At 62.4% G+C, this 22,493-nt stretch carries 18 protein-coding genes; 10 read left to right on the top strand and 8 right to left on the bottom strand.

Translation table 11 applies throughout. From position 1 onward, the window contains the following. The first annotated feature begins 15 nt into the window (after nucleotides 1-15). Both KIT10_01365 and KIT10_01360 read left to right on the top strand, forming a co-directional pair. Nucleotides 16-1,320 (top strand): DASH family cryptochrome, encoded by a 1,305-nt coding sequence (locus KIT10_01365; protein MCW5897890.1) that lies wholly within the window; start codon nucleotides 16-18, stop codon nucleotides 1,318-1,320. 45 nt (nucleotides 1,321-1,365) lie between these two features. Then, a complete protein-coding gene (locus KIT10_01360) occupies nucleotides 1,366-1,869 on the top strand; it encodes a hypothetical protein (GenBank protein MCW5897889.1) in 504 nt (167 codons plus the stop codon). On the opposite strand, the gene KIT10_01355 is transcribed toward KIT10_01360, so the two are convergent. Further along, nucleotides 1,854-2,507 (bottom strand): phosphatase PAP2 family protein, encoded by a 654-nt coding sequence (locus KIT10_01355; GenBank protein ID MCW5897888.1) that lies wholly within the window; start codon nucleotides 2,505-2,507, stop codon nucleotides 1,854-1,856. The genes KIT10_01360 and KIT10_01355 overlap by 16 nt on opposite strands. Nucleotides 2,508-2,557: 50 nt before the next feature. On the opposite strand from KIT10_01355, the gene KIT10_01350 reads away from it, so the two are divergent. Together KIT10_01350 and KIT10_01345 are read left to right on the top strand one after the other, a co-directional pair. After that, nucleotides 2,558-3,715 carry a hypothetical protein gene (locus tag KIT10_01350; GenBank protein MCW5897887.1) on the top strand — a complete coding sequence of 386 codons (1,158 nt, stop codon included), beginning with the start codon at nucleotides 2,558-2,560 and terminating at the stop codon, nucleotides 3,713-3,715. Nucleotides 3,716-3,823: 108 nt separating this feature from the next. Further along, nucleotides 3,824-6,421 (top strand): TonB-dependent receptor, encoded by a 2,598-nt coding sequence (locus KIT10_01345; protein ID MCW5897886.1) that lies wholly within the window; start codon nucleotides 3,824-3,826, stop codon nucleotides 6,419-6,421. 6 nt (nucleotides 6,422-6,427) lie between these two features. Here KIT10_01345 and KIT10_01340 read toward each other — a convergent pair whose 3' ends face one another. Both KIT10_01340 and KIT10_01335 read right to left on the bottom strand, forming a co-directional pair. Continuing rightward, entirely contained in the window at nucleotides 6,428-10,069 is a 3,642-nt protein-coding gene (locus KIT10_01340; protein ID MCW5897885.1) for a PQQ-dependent sugar dehydrogenase, read from the bottom strand. 202 nt (nucleotides 10,070-10,271) lie between these two features. After that, nucleotides 10,272-11,348, bottom strand: a complete 1,077-nt coding sequence (locus tag KIT10_01335; GenBank protein MCW5897884.1) for a PA0069 family radical SAM protein — start codon at nucleotides 11,346-11,348, stop codon at nucleotides 10,272-10,274. A 101-nt stretch (nucleotides 11,349-11,449) separates the two neighbouring features. Here KIT10_01335 and KIT10_01330 point away from each other — a divergent pair, with 101 nt between their 5' ends. After that, nucleotides 11,450-12,556 (top strand): PD40 domain-containing protein, encoded by a 1,107-nt coding sequence (locus KIT10_01330; protein MCW5897883.1) that lies wholly within the window; start codon nucleotides 11,450-11,452, stop codon nucleotides 12,554-12,556. A gap of 48 nt (nucleotides 12,557-12,604) precedes the next feature. After that, nucleotides 12,605-12,949, top strand: a complete 345-nt coding sequence (locus tag KIT10_01325; protein MCW5897882.1) for a diacylglyceryl transferase — start codon at nucleotides 12,605-12,607, stop codon at nucleotides 12,947-12,949. Here KIT10_01325 and KIT10_01320 read toward each other — a convergent pair. Both KIT10_01320 and KIT10_01315 read right to left on the bottom strand, forming a co-directional pair. Further along, a complete protein-coding gene (locus KIT10_01320) occupies nucleotides 12,862-13,374 on the bottom strand; it encodes a very short patch repair endonuclease (GenBank protein MCW5897881.1) in 513 nt (170 codons plus the stop codon). The two genes, KIT10_01325 and KIT10_01320, sit on opposite strands and share 88 nt — an antisense overlap. Before the next feature lie 37 nt (nucleotides 13,375-13,411). Beyond that, entirely contained in the window at nucleotides 13,412-14,578 is a 1,167-nt protein-coding gene (locus tag KIT10_01315; protein ID MCW5897880.1) for a hypothetical protein, read from the bottom strand. A gap of 57 nt (nucleotides 14,579-14,635) precedes the next feature. Between KIT10_01315 and KIT10_01310 the strand changes: the two genes are divergently transcribed. The 4 genes from KIT10_01310 (at nucleotide 14,636) to KIT10_01295 (ending at nucleotide 16,558) form a co-directional block, all read left to right on the top strand. Then, nucleotides 14,636-15,076, top strand: a complete 441-nt coding sequence (locus tag KIT10_01310) for a hypothetical protein (GenBank protein MCW5897879.1) — start codon at nucleotides 14,636-14,638, stop codon at nucleotides 15,074-15,076. Nucleotides 15,077-15,099: 23 nt separating this feature from the next. After that, a complete protein-coding gene (locus KIT10_01305; GenBank protein ID MCW5897878.1) occupies nucleotides 15,100-15,645 on the top strand; it encodes a tetratricopeptide repeat protein in 546 nt (181 codons plus the stop codon). Continuing rightward, nucleotides 15,642-16,052, top strand: a complete 411-nt coding sequence (locus KIT10_01300; protein ID MCW5897877.1) for a hypothetical protein — start codon at nucleotides 15,642-15,644, stop codon at nucleotides 16,050-16,052. The genes KIT10_01305 and KIT10_01300 overlap by 4 nt, the downstream gene beginning before the upstream one ends. 113 nt (nucleotides 16,053-16,165) lie before the next feature. Continuing rightward, complete coding sequence (locus KIT10_01295; GenBank protein MCW5897876.1) at nucleotides 16,166-16,558, top strand: DUF1987 domain-containing protein; 393 nt, start codon at nucleotides 16,166-16,168, stop codon at nucleotides 16,556-16,558. 116 nt (nucleotides 16,559-16,674) lie between these two features. Here KIT10_01295 and KIT10_01290 read toward each other — a convergent pair whose 3' ends face one another. From KIT10_01290 to KIT10_01280, 3 genes are all read right to left on the bottom strand, one after another. Then, the gene (locus tag KIT10_01290) at nucleotides 16,675-18,009 is read right to left on the bottom strand and encodes a PhoH family protein (GenBank protein ID MCW5897875.1); all 1,335 of its coding nucleotides are present in this window, start codon (nucleotides 18,007-18,009) and stop codon (nucleotides 16,675-16,677) included. Nucleotides 18,010-18,625: 616 nt separating this feature from the next. Next, on the bottom strand, nucleotides 18,626-20,605 hold the full coding sequence (locus KIT10_01285; protein MCW5897874.1) for a T9SS type A sorting domain-containing protein: 1,980 nt from the start codon (nucleotides 20,603-20,605) through the stop codon (nucleotides 18,626-18,628). 90 nt (nucleotides 20,606-20,695) lie between these two features. Beyond that, a complete protein-coding gene (locus KIT10_01280; GenBank protein MCW5897873.1) occupies nucleotides 20,696-22,279 on the bottom strand; it encodes a PQQ-dependent sugar dehydrogenase in 1,584 nt (527 codons plus the stop codon). Between the last annotated feature and the right edge of the window lie 214 nt (nucleotides 22,280-22,493).

Below are 22,493 nucleotides of genomic sequence, written 5' to 3'. Positions count from 1 at the left end.
CCCCACCCTTGCACCATGTCCCGCTCCTTCCTCTGGTTCCGCAACGATCTGCGCCTGGCCGATCATCCCGCTGCGGTGGATGCCTTGGCGGACAGCGACGAGGTACTGCCGGTGCACATCATCGATCCGCGGCAGATCGCTCCATCGCCCTTCGGCTTCAGCAGGATGGGTCCGTACCGTGCACAGTTCCTGTTGGAAAGCCTTGCCGACCTCGATGCCCAACTGCACTTGCGCGGGTCGGCTTTGCGGGTGTACATCGGTGAACCTGCCACCGTGCTGTCGCGGATCGCGGCGGAATGGAAAGTGGAAGCCGTGTACACCAAGCGGCAATTCGCCTGGGAGGAACAACGGCACCTGCGCACGGTGTCCGAAGTGCTGCCCGTGCGGGCGGCCGGTCCCCCCACACTGCTGCATCCGGAGGACTTACCCCTTCCCATCGAGAAGTTGCCCAAGGTCTTCACCGCCTTCCGCCACAAGGTGGAGACCCATTGGCAGGTGCGCGATGCATTGCCCGAACCTTCACAATTGCCCACGCCAACGGAGTGGGCCAGCCAACTTCCCTCCCTGGCGGATCTCGGCTGCGAAGCGCCCACTAGTGACCCGCGTGCGGTGATGCACTTCACGGGCGGACGTGCCGCCGCACTGGAACGATTGAAGCACTACTTCTGGGACAACCGCTCCCTCTCCAGCTACAAGGAAACGCGCAACGGCATGATCGGCGCGGACTACAGCAGCAAGTTCAGCCCCTGGCTGGCGCTGGGTTGCATCAGCGCGCGCGAGGTGTACCACCAGGTGAAGCGTTATGAGCGGCTCCATGGCGCCAATGAGAGCACCTACTGGCTGGTCTTCGAACTGCTGTGGCGCGACTTCTTCCAGTTCACGGCCGCGAAGCACGGTGCGGACCTCTTCAAGCGCAGCGGTATCGCCCACAAGCCCGCCCAGGGGAACCACGACCCGCGCCGCTTCGCCGCTTGGTGCGAGGGTCGCACGGGCCAGCCCTTCATCGATGCGCACATGCGCGAACTGGCCGCCACCGGCTGGATGAGCAACCGCGGACGCCAGAACACAGCCAGCTACCTGGTGCACGACCTGGGGCTCGACTGGCGTATGGGCGCCTGGTGGTTCGAGTGTATGCTCATCGACTACGACCCTTGCAGCAATTGGGGCAACTGGCAGTACATCGCCGGTGTGGGGAACGACCCCAGGCCCCTGAGGAAATTCCTCCCCGATCGCCAGGCTGCGCAGTACGATCCGCAAGGTGACCACCAGCGGCTGTGGGCCTCATCGATCAAGGAAAATCGGGGCGAGGTAGGTCCATAGGCACGGAAAATGGCATCAGTGCGTCATCAACCTGAACTTTGCACCATGAAACGTTACATCATCATCCTGTTCCTATTGGGTTCCAGCATGGCCATACATGCCCAGGACCATGGCTTCGGCCTCGGCATCATGCTTGGCGAACCCACCGGCATCTCCGGCAAGGCTTGGACCGGCGGCAACAACGCCATCGCCTTCGGGGTGGCCTGGGGAGGTTGGGGCCGTGGTGGCTACTTCCACCTGCACGGCGACTACCTCTTCCACAACTTCAACCTGATCAATGTGAACAAGGGCCGCATGGCGTTGCACTACGGTCCTGGCATCCGCATGCGCAGTTGGACCGGCGATCGCTATTGGGCCAATGGCCGGTGGTATGACAGCCGGGGCGGGCACACGCGGCTGGGCGTCAGGTTCCCGGTGGGCCTTACCTACATGTTCGAGGGCGCTCCGGTGGACATCTTCCTGGAAGCGTCACCCACGCTGGACATCGTGCCCAGCACCACCTTCGACATCGGCGCGGCGCTCGGCTTCCGCTACTACTTCGGCAAGTAGAAGGGGCGCCGGTCAAGCCAGGGCCGCGTGGCGAAGCGCGAACGGTAGAGCCAGCGGTACACCAGCCATGCGCTGATGCCGCCCAAGGCCGCCCCGGCGAGCACATCCTCGGTGAAGTGCTGAGAGATGTAGACCCTGCTGAAGGCGAGCACCGACGCCACGGCGGCCAGCACCACACCCCAACGCGGACGCGCCACGATCACCGCCAACGCCAGACACATGGCGAAAGCGGCCGTGGCGTGTCCGCTGGGAAAGCTGAAGTGGTGGTGCAGGTCCACGCCCTCCAGCCACCGGATGCCATCCAGTTCTGCATGCCTGCCCGCTGGCCGATGGTGTGCACCGAAGACCAGATGCTTGAGCGCCTGTACCACGATCGCGGAGATCCCGCATCCCAGGCCCATCATCAGGAACGATCGGACATCCCGCAGGAAAAGCAATACTACCGCCAGTACGGTGGGAACGAGGCCATCGGCCAGGTGTGTGGCGTAACGGAAGAACAGGTCGGACCAGGGCGCGTGATGCGCGTTGATGATGCGGTGCAACGCCAATTGATCATGCTGCGCCACCGCCACCAGCGCGGGAACGGCGAACGCCAGCCCGGTGACCAGGAAACAACGCACCGCCATTTCGCGCTCCATGCGGCGAAACTACGGCCCGGTCCGGCTCCACTACTTTCGTGGCGCACTGGATGAAACGGCTCCTGACATCGTGCATCATCCTTGGAGTGGCGATCGCCACGGTGCGAACCCTTCATGGGCAGAGCAGTTTCACCCAGTTGCTGGGTGGCATGTATGCGCAGGATGGCGTGGGTGTGATGCCCACTGCGACCGGCTGGATGGTGGCCGCGCGGATCTATGATCCAGGCGCACGGCGATACCGACCGTTCCTGATGCACTGCGGTTCCAACGGACAATTGAACGGTCAGGCGGAATTGCCCCTAAATGGTGCGGTATTCCTGCAAGCCATGGCCATGGGCACAGGGGACGACCGTTTCATCGCCGGCAGTTCCTTCGCACCAGGGCGAACGGACCACGACGGCGTGCTCATCAAACTGGATGCGCAGGCGAATGTGCTTTGGGCGGTTCGGCCCGATTTACCCGGCCAACAGCAATACCTCGGCGTGGCGTCCCTGCCCGATGGCGGTGCGGTGGTCTGCGGCGTCTCTGTGACCGGCGCCACGCATGACGTGCTGGTGGCGCGCTTCGATGCCCAAGGTGGTGTGCTATGGACACAGGTCTTCCCCTCAATCTTCGATGAGGAGGCCAACGGGGTCGCGGTGGATGCCACCGGCCTGGTGATCGCCGGGCGCCGTATGAACGCGGGCGGCGCCAGTGATGCGATGGCGATGCGGCTGGACCTTCAAGGCGCGCTCCAATGGGACAACAGCACGGGCAGCGCATTGAATGAGACCGCCAAGGCGGTGGTGCGCGCACCGGACGGCCGCTTCATCCTGGCAGGACACACCGATGGACTGGGGCCACAGGACCATCTGGGCAGGCGGAAACGCTGCGTCCACCTCATCAAGCTGGACCACAACGGCGACACGCTCTGGACGCGCGTGCATGGCGACACGATCTTCAACCGCGCGGCCCACGCCATCGCACTGGCGTCCAACGGCGACCTGATCATTGGCGGGGAGCGATACCGGTCGGCCATCGGTGACGCCATGGCGATGCGCTGCGGCACCAACGGGCAACTGTCATGGGAACGTGCCTATGAGACCGGCAAGGAGGCGAAGTTGCTGCACGTGCATGCCCTGGCCCAGGGTTTCGTGGCCAGTGGTTGGTCCTTCGCCGAACTCGGCCGTCAGGTCCTTCTGCTTCGCCGCAACGACCAAGGCGACTGACGCGATCCCACGATCGATCGTCGATCCTTCCGCCGATCAATACCACGATCGAAGTATTGCCCACTGTGTTGGCAGAGGGAAGTTTTGCGGCCGCTCCACCCGGCTCCCATGTCCACCATCGGCAAGTGTTCTCTCCACCGCTCCAGGCGAAGCGAGACCTCCCGGCTGCTGGATGCGCGCACCAAGGCCGTGTTGGGCGAAATTTCCCGCGAGGCCCCTGGACGTGCGCTGCGGGCCTGGCTGCGCGCCATGGGCAAGGTGGCCGCTTTGGTGTGGGCATGCATGCCATCGGTCCAAGCCCAGGAGATGGTATCGCACGGTATCGTCACAGATGCACGGGGACTGGGGCTGCCCTTCGTGAACGTGTCCATCCTGGGAACATCCATCGGCACGGTCACGGATGCCCAAGGCCGGTTCCGCCTGCAAGGGATCCCTTCCGAAGGCGCACGGATCGCCGTAAGCAGCGTGGGACATGATCTCTGGACCGGGGCCGCTGCCGTGAATGGCGCACCCATGGAGATCAAGCTGAAGGAAAGGGTCGTGGAGCTTCCTGTCTTCACGGTGCGATCGAGCTTGACCGGTGGTTCCGGCCCGGCACAGGAGACCCCGGGATCGGTGTGGTACATCGGTCCGAAGGAGATGGCGCTGTATGGCCAGACGGACATTGGCCGGTTGTTGCGCACGGTGCCCGGTGTGAATGTGCAGGAGGAGGACGGTTTCGGACTTCGACCAAACATCGGCATGCGCGGTGCGGGTGCGGAGCGCAGCGCGAAGATCACCGTGATGGAGGACGGTGTGCTGGTGGCGCCTGCGCCCTATGCGGCCCCAGCGGCGTACTACTTCCCCACCATGGGCCGTATGCACGCGGTGGAAGTGGCCAAGGGGAGCAGCCAGATCCGCCATGGGCCACTCACCACGGGTGGCGCCATCAACCTGCTGTCCACACCCATCCCCGAACGCACCAGCGGTATGGTCCTGTTGCGCGGCGGATCCTTCGGTATGCGCGACCTGCATGCCCATGCGGGGACCGAACAGACCCTGGCCAACGGCGATCACGCGGGTTTCCTGGTGGAGACCTTCCAGCAGGCCGCCGACGGATTCAAGCAGCTCGATACCCAGGGCCCCACCGGATTCCAGAAAGGCGACCATGTGGTGAAGGCCCAATGGCGGGCACGTGACGAAGCCCGCATCCGGCAGGCGATCTCATTTCGCGCCAGCCTCAACACCGAGGCGAGCGACGAGACCTACCTGGGCCTTTCCATGGCCGACTTCCAGCGGACACCCTTGCGTCGCTATGCCGCATCGGCCAATGACCGCATGACGGTGCGGCAGGATATGCTCACCGCGCGCTATGGCTTGGAGTTGAAGGGCGGAATAAGCTTCGTAGCAACGGCGTACCGCACCAACACGCACCGCGACTGGTACAAGTTGGACCAGGTGGTGGACAGTTCTGGAGCCAAGTTGCCGATCGCGAGCCTGCTCGATGACCCCTCACCTTGGCCATGGGCGATGGAGGCGCTCGGTGGCGGCGATACCGGCGGTGATGCGATGCAAGTGAAGTCGAACCTGCGCAACTACCAGAGCAGCGGGCTGCAATTCACCGCTTCCAAGAACATCAGCATGGATCGGGGCAGGCATGACATTGAAGCTGGCATCCGCGTGCACCGTGATCTGATGGACCGCTTCCAACGCACAGACGGCTACCGCATGCGCAGCGGCCACATGATGCTCACCAGCCGCGGCCAACAGGGCACCGAGAGCAATCGGCTGGCCACCGCCGACGCACGCGCTGCGCATGTGGCCTATGCCTATGAGCGCGGATGTGTGGGTTTTCGGCCAGGGCTGCGGTACGAGCATATCACCCTGGCACAGAACGACTACGGCCGGCAGGATCCCGGGCGGACGGGTGACCAGCTTGTGCGGACCGAGAATACCGTGGAGGTGTGGATACCTGGTGTGAGCGTGGACCTGACGATACGTGATGGCCTCTTCCTTTTCGCGGGCGTCCACCGGGGCTTCTCCCCGCCTGGCAGCGATCCGGAGACCAGACCTGAGCGAAGTTTGAACTACGAGAGCGGGCTGCGCATCCGACACAAGGGCACACATTTCCAATTGATCGGCTTCCTGAACGACTATGAGGAACTGCTCGGCGCCGATCTGGCCGCGGCGGGCGGTACGGGCAGCGGCGACCTGTTCAATGGTGGCCGGGCCTTGGTGCGCGGTATCGAGCTGCATGTGGAGCACGACGCCTTGCACGGACGCGGTGAGAAGCTTCGTCTGCCCATGCAACTGGCCTGGACGTTGACGGATGCCCGTTTCGGAAGCAGCTTCAACAGCACCTTCAGCGGCTGGGGGCAGGTGTTGGAAGGGGACCCCATACCCTATATCGCCCGGCACCAGGTGAACCTCCGCGCCGGATTGGAAAGTGCCCGCGGCGGCATCAGCGCACAGGCCACTTTCGTGGGCGAAATGCCCACGGGCCGACACAGTGGATCGGATGCCGTGAAGACGGAAGTGCCGGCCTATGCCGTGGTGGATCTGGTGGCCTATTGGCGGCCGGTCATCGGCCAGGCGAAGGAGCAGGTGGAATTCTCCTTCACGATCCGCAATCTCCTGGACGAGCGCTACCTGGCGTCGCTCGTGCCCGCTGGTGCACGTCCCGGTCTGCCACGGGCCATCCTCGCCGGGGCACGTTTCCGCTTCTGATCGCGATCAGGGCAGTTGCTCTTCACGGATCGAGGTGGGCACCGTGCCGCCGATATTCACCAGGATGGGATCGCGATCGTTGCCGGCGCCTGTGTATTTCACCAGGCCGTCCAGGTTCACATCCTCCACGTGGTAGCCTGCTGCGGTGTTGGAGGGCACGACGCCACCGATACGCACCAGGATCGGATCGCGATCATTGTCCTGGCCGGTGTACTTCACCTTGCCGTTGCGCACCACATGTCCGCTCCACAGGCCCATGCGTCCGCCGTTGAGCGGGGCACGCGCCTGTTGGCCCCACGTAGCGGTGCTCGGCATGGTAAGGTCCACAAAGCCGGCCTGCGGCGAGAGCATCACCGGCCATTGCGCCATGGCGCCCATGTGGTTGCGATGGCGGATCGAAACGAGGTACTCGCCCTGTGGCAAACCGAACTCCAACCGCGACTTGCCTTGCACATCCACCACATCGCCATCGCGCTCCAGCAGGCAGCTCTTGCGGGCCAGCACGGTGGTGGGCGTGTTCTTGTTGCGGATCTCCACCAACACCCAGTCCACCACGGCATTCTTGCCCGAAACGGCGAGCCGTTGTGGTGTGGTGGTTTCCCCACCGGCATTGCCGAAGCCGAGCGCGGCATAGGGTTCGGCCAGGGGCACAAGCCCTTGCTGGCGCATGCCGTCCTTCATCAGGTTCACGCTGGGATCCCATGGCCCCTGCAGCGCGGCACGCAACTTCACGCCCGGGCCGCAATCCTGCCAGCGTCCGAGCGCGGAACCCGGAATGATCACGCGGTTCGAGTTGGTGGGTGTCTGCCAGCGCAGGGCCCAGTGGTCACCGCCGCTGCCTTCCTTGTGGATCATCTCCACATAATAATAGGCGCCCGCCTGCAACATGACAGGCGCGCTCACTTGGGAAGGATACTTGAAGTACTCGGTCTCGTTCGTCCAACCCGGCACACTGCATATCTGTTGTTTGTACTGGGGGTCGGGACCGGGGCTGAGGTAGACCACCGACGCGTCATCACTGGTGACCGTGAAGGTGTACAGCCCGGTGGTGGGTGGAATGATGTAGCCCCGCACACGCGTGCCGTAGTTGTCGGCGATGTTCACCTGCCCCTGGAAACTGGTCGGGTAGAAGGTCGTGTTCGGGTTGTTGGGGTAGTTCGGGTGGTTGAGCAGGTCGCTCACGTTGGTGCCGCCGATGCCGGTCCACCTTTGGGCGAGCAGACTGCCCAAAGCGCCCACACACTCGGCTGGTCCGGGCGTCACCACGGTGATCACACGCGTGGCCTGATCGGTGAGCCCATCATCATCCGTCACGGTAAGCACCACCACATGGTCTCCGCTCTCGGTGAAGACCTTCAATGGCGCGGGATCGGTGCTGAAGGTGCCGTCGTTGAAGTCCCAATGGTAGGCCGCGATGTAGCCGGGGTCGTAGGAGTTGGTGCCATCGAACTGGACCTGCAGCGGACCCGGGCCTGCATTCGTATTGGTGAGGATGACCGCGGTAGGCGCAATGGCCGAGCAGCGCGGGAAAAGCCAGTGGTCCACCGTGGTCGCCAGCCCTCCGGCGTCCGTAACGGTCAAGGTGATGTTGTAGCTGTAGCTCTCGCCGTCGCAGCCCACGCCGCTGATCATGGTGCTGGTCACCGGATTGTTGTCGATGGCCTCCGGGTGCATATGGGTGTTGTGGTGCAGGGTGGTTCGCCAGGCATAGGAAAGTTGCGCAGGACCATGCTCCAAGTCAGTCACATTCGCCACCAGCTGGTACACGGTATCGACACCCAGGGGATAAGTGCTGCCGTTCTCGAAGCTGATGATCTCCACCTGTGGCGGAGTATTGTTCAGCGAGACGATCAGGTTGGCCGTGGCCTGCTGGTTCTGGTCATCCTTCACGGTAAGCACAACCTGGTAGGTGGTGGGTACACCCGGCGGCGCGGTGTAGGTGTGCTGGGGGTTCGGTGCCGTGCTCTGCTGCCCGTCGCCGAAGTCCCAATGAAAGGTTATCGGTCCGTTCTCCGGATCGAGGCTGCCCGCACTGGAGAACTGCACCGTGAGCGGCCCCGGCCCGTACTGCTCATTCTGCGTGGCCACGGCCACAGGCGGCAGGTTCACCGCCAGGGTGTAACAGATGCGGCGCAGTTCGCTGTTGTTGTACTTGATGTACCAGAGGCAACCATCAGGTCCCTCCCCGATCCAAACGATGGCACCCAGGTTGGTGGCGAAGTTGTGTACGCTTACAGGTTTGTCCTGGGCGTCGAAAACAAAGCGGCGTATCCATCCGCCTGGGTAATCACCGTGGAAGCTGCTGTTCTGGTAACCCAATGGAAAATTCTGCCCGGCCATCTTCGGCCCACCGATGGCGGCGTTGCCCCCGAAACGCGGACCCGGCACGGGGGAATCAGCAGCGTCCAAGTCCCAGGTCACTGCTGTGCTGCCCAGGAATCCAGCACAACGCGATTGGTTGCCATGGCGCCAGTCGATGGCCGGACGCGCGTGGAAGAATTTCGGGATGGAGTTGGGGATCTGCACCGAAGGGTTGCACGGATTGGGGTGCCCGTTGAGGTGGATGGGGGTGTCCTGCTTAAGCAGGTCCTTGAACATGAAATGTGATTGGGTGCAGGAGACCCCGTCATAGAGCGGGTTCGGCGCATCCAGGTTCATGATGCTCGCACCCATGTAGTTGTTGTGCTGTGTCATGCCCTCGTACAGGGGCCAGCCGAAATTCATACCCCCTTCGTAGCATACGTTCAGGTCTTCCCACACATTCCAGCCTACATCACCGATGTATAGGGTCCCGGGGCGCCCGGCGGATGGATCGTTGCTGCCTTGGCTCCGGTCGATCGTCATGCGGAACGGGTTGCGCAGCCCAAGCGCCCAGACCTTGGAACGCGTGGCATTGGGCTCAGCGGGGTCGTACCAGGGGTTGCTCGGTATGCCATGGCCGGTCACCGGATCGATGCGGATCACCTTGCCATTGAGACAGTTCACCATCTGTGACCGAAAAGCGCCCACGTTCTCCTGCGGTCGGATGATGCCGTCCGCAAGCGCCGAATCCACATAGGTCTCGCCCGCATTGCCCAGATCCGTGCTGGCATAGCTCGCACCATCGCCAAAAGCGGCCATGAGCGTACCATCCGCGCCGAAGACGATGGACCCCGTACTGTGGGATTCGTGCAGGTTGGGTGCGCCGGTCTGCGGCGTTGCACCCACCAGAACAAAACGACTGGCGGGGTCGACCGAGTTGAACGATGGACCATTGGCCGTGTAGCGCGTGATGCGCATGACGGAGGCCTGGTAGTAGTGGTTCGTATTGGGGTTGTAGTTCGGTGTACCGTGGAACTTCAAGTGGTGCCGATCCACCAGATACAGCAGGTACACCCTCCCGTTCGCCAGGAAGTTCGGGTCCAACGCGAACCCCAACAGACCATGGTCGCGCCAGTTGCCCACCTCCTCGCTGATGTTCACCAGCGGATTCGGCAGCTTGACGCCACCGTCCACGATCCACACCATGCCGCGCTTTTCCCACACGTACATCCGGCCATTCGCGTCCCAAGTGGCCCCAACGGGTTCGTTCCAACCGCCCATGACCAGGGCATCGGCGAAATTGGGGGGTACGATCTGCGCCTGTGCTCCATCTGTAGGCCCTGTCAAGAGAAACGCTGCCGACGGCATCAAGCGGAGCAATCGCGACACGAAAGTGGGGATGTGGATCATTGAACTGCCCTTCGAATTGGTCCATTCCACACACCAGCGAGTGGAAACGGACGACGAAATTACCTCGGAAGTCGACCAAAGGTCAAGGTGAAATATCCACGATCGCCATGATCGGCATCACCCCAGGAGTCGTCCGCACTCACTGGAACAGGTCCAACTGCCCCTGCGCGGGCCTGCGGAAGCCGCTGCTGTCCAAGGGCGGTGCACTGCGCCCATGAAGGTGACGGCCATGCATGAGCTTGAACAAAGCGCCGATCTGCTGGGCCACAGGGCCTTCACCTTTGAAGCGCCTCCCGCTGCGGTGGTCGCTCATGGAACCGCCATGGGTCTCCGCGGTAAGATGCTCCACCTTGGCGGCCCGAAGCGGGAAGTGGGTGCGCAGCCAGCGCGTGAACACCTCATGCACCGGCCCATTGGTGCGCAACAGGATGTAGCTGGCCGACCGGGCACCGGCCTGGGCAGCGGCTTCCAGCAGTGCGGGGATCTCCTGGTCATTGAGACCGGGGATCACCGGAGCGATCATGGCATGCACCGGAACGCCTGCGGAGGACAGTTTCGCGATGGCCTTCAAGCGCACCCTGGCGCTGGCGGTGCGTGGCTCCATGGCACGCCGCAGGTCCTCATTCAATGATGTGATGCTGATGGCCACTTGGGCCTGTCTCAAGGCGGCCATGGGCGCAAGCAGATCCAGATCGCGCAGGATGAGGCCGTTCTTGGTGATCACCGACACCGGCTGGCCGTGGTCGTGCATCACCTGCAACAAGGAACGCGTGATGCGTTCCCTCCGCTCCACGGGCTGGTAGGGGTCGGTGGCGCCGGAAAGCATGATGGGCTCGGCCTTCCAGCCCGGTGATCGCAAGGCCTTCACCAGCAGGGCGGCCGCATCACGCTTCACCAGCACCACGCGCTCGAAATCCAGACCCGCTCCAAGGCCCCAATACTCATGCGTGGGCCGCGCGTAGCAGTAGCTGCAACCGTGCTCGCAACCCTGGTAGGGATTCAGGCTCCAACGGAAGGGCAGATCGGCGCTTTCGACCTTGTTGAGGATGCTGCGCGGCCACTCATCGCGGTAAATGGTGGGGGCATCCGCCGGATCGTCCGGGTCGGGTCCATCCACACCTTCTGGATGCACAATGCCACGCTGGACGCGCAGGAAGCGGTTCTCCACCTCCCCCATTGCGCCCCGGCCACGGACGACTTTTTCGTCGATCGGCATGCGTGGAAGTTAGATATCCGTCCTGTGGATCTTCAGTGACATTCCTCCGAAAGTGAAGGGATACCTTCGCGGCCCCGCGTGAAGAAGCGGGGCAGGAAACCATGCGACGAGCCAGTGAAAGCACGATCCTTCTCAGCCTCATCCTTACCACTTGTGGTACCCCATCAGGCGAAAGCCAGGCGCAGCAAGAGGAGCCTGCCGGCAGGGCACTCATCCATCCCGATGAGAAACACTTCAAAAGCCTGCGCCAACTGAGCAATGGCGGCGACATCGCCGAGGCTTATTGGAGCTTCGATGGCCGCCGTCTCGTGTTCCAGGCCACCGTACCCGAATGGGGCGACGAATGCGACCAGATCTTCCATTTCAGCCCCTTTGAGAACGACCTCATGGGCGTCCCCCCGCAGCGGGTGAGCATCCACGGCGGGCGCACCACCTGCAGCTATTTCATGCCGGGCGATCGCACCATCCTATTCGCCAGCACGCACGAGGCCGCTGCTACATGTCCCGCCAAGCCGGAACGCCGTGCCGATGGCAAATACGTGTGGCCCATCTACGAGAGCTTCGACATCTATGTAAGCGACCTGGAAGGCAACATCGTGAAGCAACTCACCGACACACCCGGCTATGATGCGGAGGCCACCGTTTCGCCAAAGGGCGACCGCATCGTGTTCACCAGCATGCGCGATGGCGACCTGGATCTCTATACCATGGCCATTGACGGCAGTGACGTGCGCCGCGTGACGAACGAACCCGGCTATGATGGTGGCGCCTTCTTCAGCCCCGATGGCAGCAAGCTGGTGTGGCGTGCTTCACGGCCCAAGACACCTGAGGAGTTGGGCGAGTACCAGGAGTTGCTCCAACAGGGCCTGGTGATGCCCACCAACATGGAGCTGTATGTGGCCAACGCCGATGGAAGCGATGCCCGCCGCATCACCGATCTGGGCCAGGCCAACTGGGCCCCATACTGGCACCCCAAGGGTGAGAAGATCATCTTCGCAAGCAACCATAAGAGCCAGCGCGGTTTCCCCTTCACGCTCTTCATGGTCAATATCGACGGGAGCGGATTGGAGCAGATCAGCTTTGGCGACACTTTCGACGCCTTCCCGGTCTTCAGCGGCGATGGGAAACACCTTGTCTTCAGCAGCAACCGCAACAACAAGCCCGGTTCACGGGACACGAACCTGTTCATCGCGGAGTGGAAGGATTGACGCTGTTTGGGGGTGGGTGGGGTTTGGCCTGAAGAGGACCAGCGGAACATGCACCGGAAGAACGACACAAATGGCCCGCGTTGGGTTGGGCGCTTGCGCGATCGCTGGGGTGTGGGCACAGCGCAGGTGTTCATCATCCTGCTCGTGTTCGCCTGCACGGGCTTCACCGTGATGTTCCTGAAGCGGCCGGTGGTGACCTTCTTTGCCGGCGAGGGCGAGCAGCCCGTATTGTTCACGGTGCTCTACTACGTCCTCATCCTGCCCGTCTACAACGTCATCCTGCTGATCTACGGGGCGATCTTCGGTCAGTTCCGCTTCTTCTGGACATTCGAGAAGCGCTTCTTCGCACGGCTCTTCGGTCGTCGGTCGGACTCGGCCCGTGACAAGGCCTGAAGCACCCGGCCCACCTGTGCCGCCGGGTAACTTTTGAGCCGGCATTCCCAGATGGTCACCACCCGCCAGCCGGCAACACGCAAACAATTGGTCTTGCGTTGGTCGCGAAGCCGGTTGCGTTCCAGCTTCTCCGACCAGAATCGCGCGTTGTTCTTCGGCGCGTAACGCTTGCAATGCGGGCATACATGCCAGAAGCAACCATGGATGAAGACCGCCACACGCCGACCGGGAAAAGCGATGTCAGGCCGGCCTTCGGTGCCCGCGTGGTGCAACCGGTAGCCGCGCACACCGGCTTCGGACAGGAGGCGTCGCATGACCCTTTCCGGTCCTGTATCCCGCGACCGGATCCGGCTCATGAGCGCACTGGTGCGCTCGTCCTTGGGCTTGGGTGAACGGCGGTCGCGGACATAAACAGCGGGTGCCATGTCGAAAGGTAGCCCCGCACGGCGGCGTCGGACCGTGTCAATCCCGGGGCATGGCGGCCACCATGCGGTCGGCCATGGCCTCCTGCTGGTAGACCTGTGCGGAGCAGGCCTTGCCGTTCTTGAAGTAGAAGGTATCGCCCCACTTGTGGATCACCTTCCGGTATTCGTCCCGCCGCCCATCGCGCTCCAGTTCCACGATGGTCATCACCTTGTTCGGTTCGACGATGAGTTGCTCATTGCGGAACACCTCGGACATATGGACGATATCCTCCGGGCGTTCATCGGATTCGCCATGCGCCAACGCCGGCGCGACTCGTGAGGCCTCCTCACCCATGACCGGTGAAATGCCGCGACGGCCCTCCTCCCCACCAAGTGTTTCGGCGAGCAGGGCATTCCTGCGCACAGGCGCGGGTTTGGGCGCAGATACGGGTTTCGGTGCGGGCGGTGCCACCTCGGCAATGGGTGCTGGCTCCGGTTCCTCGATCGGTCGGGGTGCTGGCGGTGCCTCCTGCTGGGCCAGGCGGGCCGCTTCTGCACGACGTCTCTCTTCTTCGGCCTTGCGCGCTTCAGCTTCGCGGCGCTGCTCCTCCTTCAACGCGGCTTCGGCCTGTTTGCGCTCCTCGGCTTCCGCCTTGGCGCGGGCCTTCTCTTCGGCGGCCTTCTGCTTGGCGTCCTGCACCGCGGTCCTGGACTCTTCCTTCTGCCGTTTGTCCACTTCGGCCATCACCTTCTGCAACTGCGATTGGATGGACTTGGTGTAGTCGGTGTCGTAATCGAAGTCGGCGGTTCCCGGGTCGTAGCGGATCACACCCACCGGCTGGTTGAAGACCACGATGTTGATGTCGTCATATTGCTTGAAGAGCGATACCGCGTAGTCGAATGGCGTGAAGCTGCCACCGCGCGCGTCCGCAGGCACCTTGGTGTTGAAGGAGAGCTTCTTGGTCACATAGCCTTCCTTCTCGAAGGAGATGACGTAGTTGGCATCCAGGTCAAGCTCCATGCTGAACTTGCTCAGGTTGCTCGTGATGGTGCGCTCCTTCTCGCCATTCTTGTACACCACGGCGCGTGCGCCGCTCAGGTCACCGCCTTCGGCTTTGAGCCTTCCGTTGATGGTGAACTTGCCCTGCCCAAAGGACATCAACGCGAGCGTCATGCCCAGGGCCATCAGGATGGTGCGCCAAGCGGTCTCGTAGCGGTCTTCCATTGCGGGTGTTGAACCAAGGGCGCCGGTGTACGTAAGAGCCGCCTCGGAGGTTCACTGATGAGACCGCTGTTCCATCTTCTCTCCCTGGTTCTGATCGCGGACCAAGGGATGGCCCAGGACCACTTCCGGCCTCCCGGACCCATGGACATCCACGTGTTCGGGGAGGGTGCGCGCCACCGCATCGATGCGACCGGCCGGCTCCACATAGACCATTTGCACGAAGGGCGACGCACCGGACAGGACAGGTTCTCCATCTGCGACCTGGATGCCGAGGCCAATGTCCATGATCCCGGTTCGCCCATGATCATGCTGTCCTGCCGTGATGGGAACCGCTGTGTGGAACGCGAGGATCTGCGCACAGGGCTGCTGAAGCGGAGTTCACGCTACGTCATACACCTGCCCCCTGGCGATGATGGTGCGCGGACCATGGAGGCGCTGCATGAAATGTGGCGCGCTTCCCCCTGCCCCCACGCTTTGCAGGCTGGTGTAACCCGTTGATGCTTGCCCCGTAGAACACGACCATGACGACGCGTGCGTTCACCCTGGCCATGGCCCTGCCGGTGCTGTTCACAGGTCGCTGTGTGGCCCAATACCTGGCCGACAACACCGGCCTGGGAAAGGAGGTTCAGACCATCTACCAGGCCGGCGAAAGAGCCTACCGCAGCGGCGACCATGCCACGGCGATCGAGCGCTTCACCGAGGTGCTGCGGTTGGATGGCGACCACCTCAATGCCTATCTGCAGCGCGGTTTCTGCCATAGTTTGAACAAGGACTACCCAGCCGCTGTGAAGGACTTCACAGCGGTGATCGCGCGAAAACAGGACCACCTGTGGGCCTTCACCAGCCGCGGCAGCGCCTACCTCCGCATGGGAGAACCCCAACTCGCGCTGAAGGATTTCGACGCTGTGCTCGCCTTGGACGCCAGGAACGAGGAGGCCTTCAACAACCGTGGCTGGGCCCACAAGGCCTTGGGCGACCTGGACGCCGCGTGCCGCGACTGGAAGACCAGCCAACGCCTGGGCAATGGCGAAGCCAAGATCATCCTCACGAACACCCGTTGCAAATGAGCGCGAAACCTACCCTACTCGTCATCCTCTCCTTCGCCATGGTGGCCGCGGTGAACGCCCAGGACCAGAGCTATTCGGACTGCCTGATGAAGGTGGGCAGCAAGTGGGGCGCACCCTGCGAGAAATGTGAATACTACAAGGAGGGCTACAAGCGCGATTTCAGCGGCACCTTCATCCTGGAGATGCGCAACACCTGCCGGGAAATGATCGAGGTGAAGATGGCCATGCAGGAAAAGGGCGGCACCTGGCGCACCTTCCCCGTGAAGGCGCTGGCCGCCAACGAGAGCATGGAAGCCTTCGCATGCCAGGGCACGGGCAAGTACCTCTACTGGGTGCGCCGTGTGAACGACACGGAGATCATCCTCCCCTCCGACCAGGAGATCATCACCGAGTATAGAGGTCGCTGAGCCCGCGGCGCGGACCGTAGTCAACAGCGCCCTGTTCATGAGCCTGGCTCGAGCATGGGCACCCGCATGCGGGCCACCCCCACCTTTGGAGCATAGCACGCACCAAGGTGGAAATGTCCGCGAAACGCTACCACATCGAGCGCACCGAGACCTCGCCCCAGGTGGATCTGGACCTGGAGGAGGGCCGCATGGAATTCGTCGGCCGTTCGCTCCCGCCCAATTCCGAACAGTTCTATGGCCGCGTCTACCGCTGGCTGGACGAGTATCTCCAGCGACCCAAGGGGGAGACCACGGTGAATATGCGGCTCGATTACCTGGACACCAGTTCCAGCAAGCACTTCTACAACATCTTCCAGAAGCTCGACGCGGTAAGCGAACGCGGGCAGCGCGTGCAGGTGAACTGGCACTATGAGACGGGCGACGAGGAGATGGCCGAGACCGGCAAGGATTACGAAAGCTTCTTCAACATCGACTTCCAGTTCATCGAGGTGAAGGAGCTCTTCTGAAGCACTTCAAGCCAAGGAATGAAGCCCGCTGCACAGCGGGCTTCTCCTTTCGCGACTGGTGGGAACGACGATCCCCGTGACATGCACGGGGATCGTCATCAGGAAATGGCCTGTGATCAGAGCAGGTCGTTGGCCAGATTGGCCAGCGGGCTGCGCTCGCCTTTCTCCAAAGTGATGTGCGCGAAGAGCGGATCGCCCTTGGCCTTGTCGATCAGGTAGCTCAACCCGTTGCTCTCGGTATCGAGGAAGGGCGTGTCGATCTGGTGCACATCTCCGGTGAAGACGATCTTGGTGCCTTCGCCCGCACGGCTGATCACGGTCTTGATCTCCAGCGGTGTGAGGTTCTGCGCTTCATCCACGATGAAGAAGATGTTGCTCAGGCTGCGGCCACGGATGTAGGCGAGCGGCGCGATGGCGATCTTCTCGTTCTCGAGCATCTCATCGATGCGCTTGGGCGTGCTGTCGTGCTTCTCGAACTGCCCCTTGATCAGCTTCAGGTTGTCCCACAGCGGCTGCATATAGGGGTCCAGCTTGCTCTGGATGTCCCCGGGGAGGTAGCCGATGTCCTTGTTGCTGAGGGGTACCACCGGCCGCGTCACATAGATCTGCCGGTAGTTGCGCCGCTGCTCCAGGGCACAGGCCAGGGCCAGCAGCGTTTTGCCCGTGCCCGCGGTGCCTTGCAAGGTCACAAGCTTGATCTCCGGGTCCATCAGCGCGCTCATGGCCAGCGCCTGCTCCGCGTTGCGCGGGCCGATGCCGAAGATGCTCTGCTTCTCCACGCGTTCCACCTGGCCCGTGCGCGGATCGAACTTGGCCAGAATGCTTTTCTTCTTGTGCTTCAGGATGAAGAAGTGGTTGCCTGAAGGTTTCTTCAAACCGAGGTCCTCAACTGGAAGCCGGTCATTCGCGAAGAGCGTGTCGATCATCCCTTCGTCCATGTCCTCCACCACGGTGCGGCCGGTGTAGAGCTTCTCCCGCACATCGCGCACCTTGCCCGTGAGGTAGTCCTCCGCCACGATATTGAGGCTCTTGGCCTTCAGGCGCAGGGCGATGTCCTTGCTCACCAGCACCACCTTGCGGTCCTTGTTCTGGCGCTGCAGGGTAAGCGTGGCGTTCAGGATCTGATGGTCGTTCTTGCCATCATCGAACACCTTGGTGGCGTCCACGCCATTGAGGTCGTGCTTGGCCACCACCTTGAACTTCCCCTTCGAGGAGCCGTTCAGCGGGATCCAGTCCGTGAGGACGTCCCTTTTCGCGATGTCGTCGAGGTGGCGGATGAACTCCCGCGCCTCGTAGTTGATCGTGTCGTTCCCTTTCTTGAATGTGTCGAGTTCCTCCAATACTTGGATGGGGATGGCCACGTCGTGCTCCTCGAAGCTTTCGATGGCCGAATGGTCGTACAGGATCACGGAGGTATCCAGTACGAAGATCTTCCGGTCTTTCTTCTTCATCCTCTCAATGAACGGTGATGACCAAAAGTATCCGCGTGCGATGCGGTGGCCGGGAGACGGCATGGTGCACTTATCCACGATCGGATGTTCCAATGGGCCAACGTGTACGCAGGCTTTCCTCCGTGTCAAGCGCAGGTGATCGTCGCGCCATCCATGTCACCCGTCCGCTTGGTGCAAGGGGTATCCATTGACGGTCCCACATGCCGCCATGATATGGATCGGGGGCGATGGCAAATGCGGTGGGCATGAATGCGAAGCGGGGACCACCTTGTCGGCGATCCCCGCTCCCATGCGTACTCGGCCTTGGCCTTGTGCGCATGACCATGTCCATCCCGGCCCTTGGTACTTGTGTCACCCGAAGGTCACACATCCCTCGCTGATACACGGCAAGGTGGCGCATGGCTGGCATGGCCGGGTGGTCCGTTGCGCATGACCTCTTACCAGGTTGGATGCATCTTGCGATGCCGCCGCGCCGTTTCCGCCCTCCTTGTGATCCGTGATCGTGTGGCCTTGCGGCCAGACCTCAATGAACGTTGGTGATGCCAATGTATCCGTGCGCGTCACCCTGGGCCAAATCGTGAGGACTTGCTTTATGCACAACTTCCGAACACGGCTTTCACCATGCCTGGTGGATGATCCGGACCACCGCAAAGCCTTCCTCCAAGCGAAGACGAAGCACATAGGCACCCGACGAGGAGGGCAGCGACAAGCGCAGTCTTTCTCCCACCGGCACCAAGCTGCTGCCACTCACCAGCCGACCGCCAAGGTCGTAGAGTTCATGCGCCAACACCCGACCCATTGGCATGGAGAAATCATGTCCTCCATCAACGGTCTGACCCAGCCAAAGGATGGGAGCCGTCCAACTCTGCTCTTCCACCCCCAGACATGGATCGATCACCACAGCGACAAAACTCTGAGCGATGGGGCACGGTGGCTGGCCTTGAACGGTATAGGTGTACAATCCCGGCATGCCGGTGGCCGGGTCAAGCGTGCCATTGAAAGGCATGCCATCCGGGCCTGTCCATGTGCCACCGGGATCCGCGCCGGTGAGGAAACCGGACAACTGCACCGGCGGACCGTAGACGCAGAGCTGGATGCTCGCCCCTTGGCCGGCGTTCGCGGCAGCGCTGACGGTGATGGTGAAGATGGCGAAGTCCGTTCCGCATGGCGGTGGCGCATTCACCACATACTGCAGGATGTACACCCCTGGAACGGTCCAGTCCGGCAATGGTGAGGGTTGTCCTTGGTAGAGGAACTGTCCACCGGCCTGTCCATTGGAAACGAGTGATGGCAGATCGGGCGCGGGTCCGGTGGCGCAGAAGCTGGCTTGGACGTCGTTGCCGGCATTGGCAACCGCCACAAGGGTCACCGTAACGGTCGCCTGGTCCTGTGGACAAGGACCCGGGCAGTTCGTGGCATAGGTGTATATGCCGCTCACCCCCGTGCTGGTATTGAGCGTTCCGCCAAAGGGCGCCCCACCCGGGCCGGTCCAGCTTCCGCATGTGCTCACGCCCGGCCCCAACAGCGCGAAGAGATCCACATTGCCCGATCCCGTGCAGAATGTCGCTTGGGTGCTCTGACCCGCGAAGGGAGTCTCCGAAATGGTGATGTTGGACGCGTTGGGGTCGGAAACGATCATGGGCGAACTGCTTGCGACCCGGATGCGGTAGCCTGCGCCCGGCGGAGTGCCCGGCGGGATCGTGGCCGCGATGGTCCCAGAAGTGGTCGAAACCACCGAACCGATGCTCACGGGTGAAGCGAAGCCACCAAAGGGGTCGGACAGTTGCGCGGTGAACACGTTCCCGGGATCGAAGGTGCCTTGGGCGTTGTATGGCACTGACACCGCGTTGCCGGCACAATAGCTCAGCGGGTTGATGAGGCCGGGCTGCACGGTGGGCGGCGCGCCACCCGCCGAGGTGATCCGCACATCATCGATGCCGAAGCCGGGATCGGAGGCACTCAGGGTGGTGCCATTCACGAAGCGGAAGCCGAAACGCAAGGTGGCCTGCCCGTCGAAAGCCGGCAGGCTTACGGTCTGCTGTGTCCAGGTGCTTTGGTTGCGGTACTGGTTGGGCGACTCGGTGATCAAGGTCCAACTGCCACCGGCGTTGGTGCTGTAGTACAGTTCACCGTAGTTGTTGTTTCCGCCTCCGCAGAGCCACCAGAAGCTCAGGGTCACCTGCGAGGCGCCGACCGTGCTCACATCCGTGTTCATGCGCGCGAAATGGTTCGCTGCCGATGCGCATAAGCCATCCGCGGCCAGAAAGCAGCAGTTCATCACACCGCTGTTCATGGCGGCGACGCTGGTGGTGTGCATATATCGGCCGTTCTGGTTGGTGATACCAGCGGGCTGGGCCGCCGTGGGTGGCACCGTGAAGGGGAATGGGAAGCCCAGGCAGGTCACCGTGCCGCTTCCGCCCGCGTAAGCGTTGTTCACCAGCCAGGTGTTGTCGGGTGAGTTGGCCACGGAACCCATATCCGTGGTGTTCAGGGTAAAGGCCGGTGTCATGGACTCGAAGTCCTCGAAGAAGAGCACGGTCTGGCCTTGGGCCGACAGGAAGGGCAGAATGAGGAGCAGGGTCGTGGTCGATCGCATGGGTGAGCTGGTTAAGGAAGGGCAAAATAGCGAAGCCCGCGAACTGGTCAAGGCTCGCGGGCTTCGCCACTGCTGGATGCCTGCAGCGGCCTATCGCAGAACGCTCACCTGCCGACCCAGCAGTTCCTCGCCTTGGGCGCCACGAACCACCAGCATGTAGTTGCCTTCCGCCAGTGAGGTCAGATCCAACGTGGCCCGGCCGTCGCGCATGCGCAGATCCTGGCGAAGCAGGGTCCGGCCGGCCATGTCCACCAGCACGGCATCGAACGCCTCGGCGCACAGGCCATCCAGGAAGAGCAGGCCGTTGGTGGGCACCGGGTGCACCTTCACCGCACCTTCCGCCAGGACGGTCACTCCGGTGATCGTCACGTTAACCACATCGGAAAGGAGCAGGCAGTCCGGGCCATTGTCCACCAGCACAGCGTAGTCGCCGGACTGTCCAGCCTCGAAGGTCTGCTCATTGGCACCCGGTATCGCCTGCCCGTTCAGGAACCAGGTGTAGCCCAGGCCCTCGCTCGCGGTGAGCACGTTGCCGTCCACCGTGATGCTGGGCTGTGCCATGGGGCACACGTCCACAATGCGGTAGACGATGCCCGTGTTACGGTTGCCCACGAAGAGTTCCAACGCGCTGTTCTCGCCGATGCAGGTGGCGCCGCTGATACCCGTGGTGGTGATCTGCTCGTTGATCCAGCCGCCCGAGCCATTGGGCCGCAACGAGAAGTAGCGCCCCAGGCAATAGTCCGTGTATATATAGCGGCCATAGAGCCGCCAGTAGGGACCACCACGGTACACGCGTCCGCCGATCACCGAGCACCATTGCGAACCGCTGGTGACATGCACTGCCACCGGGGCCACATAGTTCGATGCGGGCTGGCAGCCCGCGGTGTTGTACGGCGCATTGCCCTCGTAGCATCGCCAGCCGAAATTGGGGCCGCTATTGTCGCCCGCTGGCCAGAAGTCCACCTCCTCCCAAGCGTTTTGGCCCACATCGCCGATCCACACATCTCCAGTAAGGGCGTCGAATCCGAAGCGCCAGGGGTTGCGCAAGCCACTGGCCCAGATCTCAGGCATCACGCCCGGCACGCCCACGAAGGGATTGTCAGGCGGAATGGAGAAGGGCGGCTCACCATGCACATCGATGCGGATGATGGTGCCCAGCACATTGCCGTTGTTCTGGCTGTTGTTCTGCGTATCTCCAGCGCCTCCGCCATCGCCGAAGGAGACATAGAGGTAGCCATCCGGGCCGAACTCCAGATCGCCACCATTGTGGTTCCATTGCGGTTGCGAGCGCGTGTACAGGATCGTCTCACTGCCGGGGAGGGTCACGTTCGGGTTGTTCGGATCCACGGAGAAGCGCGAAACCCGTGAAATGCCGGCTCCTGTTCCGGCCGTGTAATACACGTAGTAATAGCCGTTGGTGGCATAGTCCGGATCGAAGCAGAGTCCCAGCAAACCCTGCTCGTTGGCCCCCGTGTTCACACTGATGCTGAGGAAGGGCGTGGGCAGCACCGTGCCGTTGGGCTGCACGATGCGGATGTTGCCGTTCTGTTGCACCACGAAGAGACGGTCGTCGCCACAATGGGCGACATCGGTGATCTGGCCCAGGCCAGTGGCGAAGGTCTGCAGTTGCACCCGCACAGGGCTGGGTGATTGGGCATCTGCACAGGCGGACATCAGAACGCCCACAAGCAGAGGAATTGCTCTAAACAACATGATTCTTCCTTGGGTTTCGTGTTCAAAGCTAGGGCTTGACGGACTTCATGACCGGGCAGTAACCATGGCATTCTGGGAGTGCCTTGTGTCAGGTTATCCGATATGCAGGCCGAACAGGCAGGATCGGGGCGGCATCACCATTTCGTGATACCGCCCCGGCATCATAACACCACGA

The organism is Flavobacteriales bacterium, assembly GCA_026129465.1.
GTDB lineage: Bacteria > Bacteroidota > Bacteroidia > Flavobacteriales_F > PHOS-HE28 > PHOS-HE28.
Note: the sequence above shows the minus strand (reverse complement) of the source record. Positions and strands in the feature narration are given on the sequence as shown.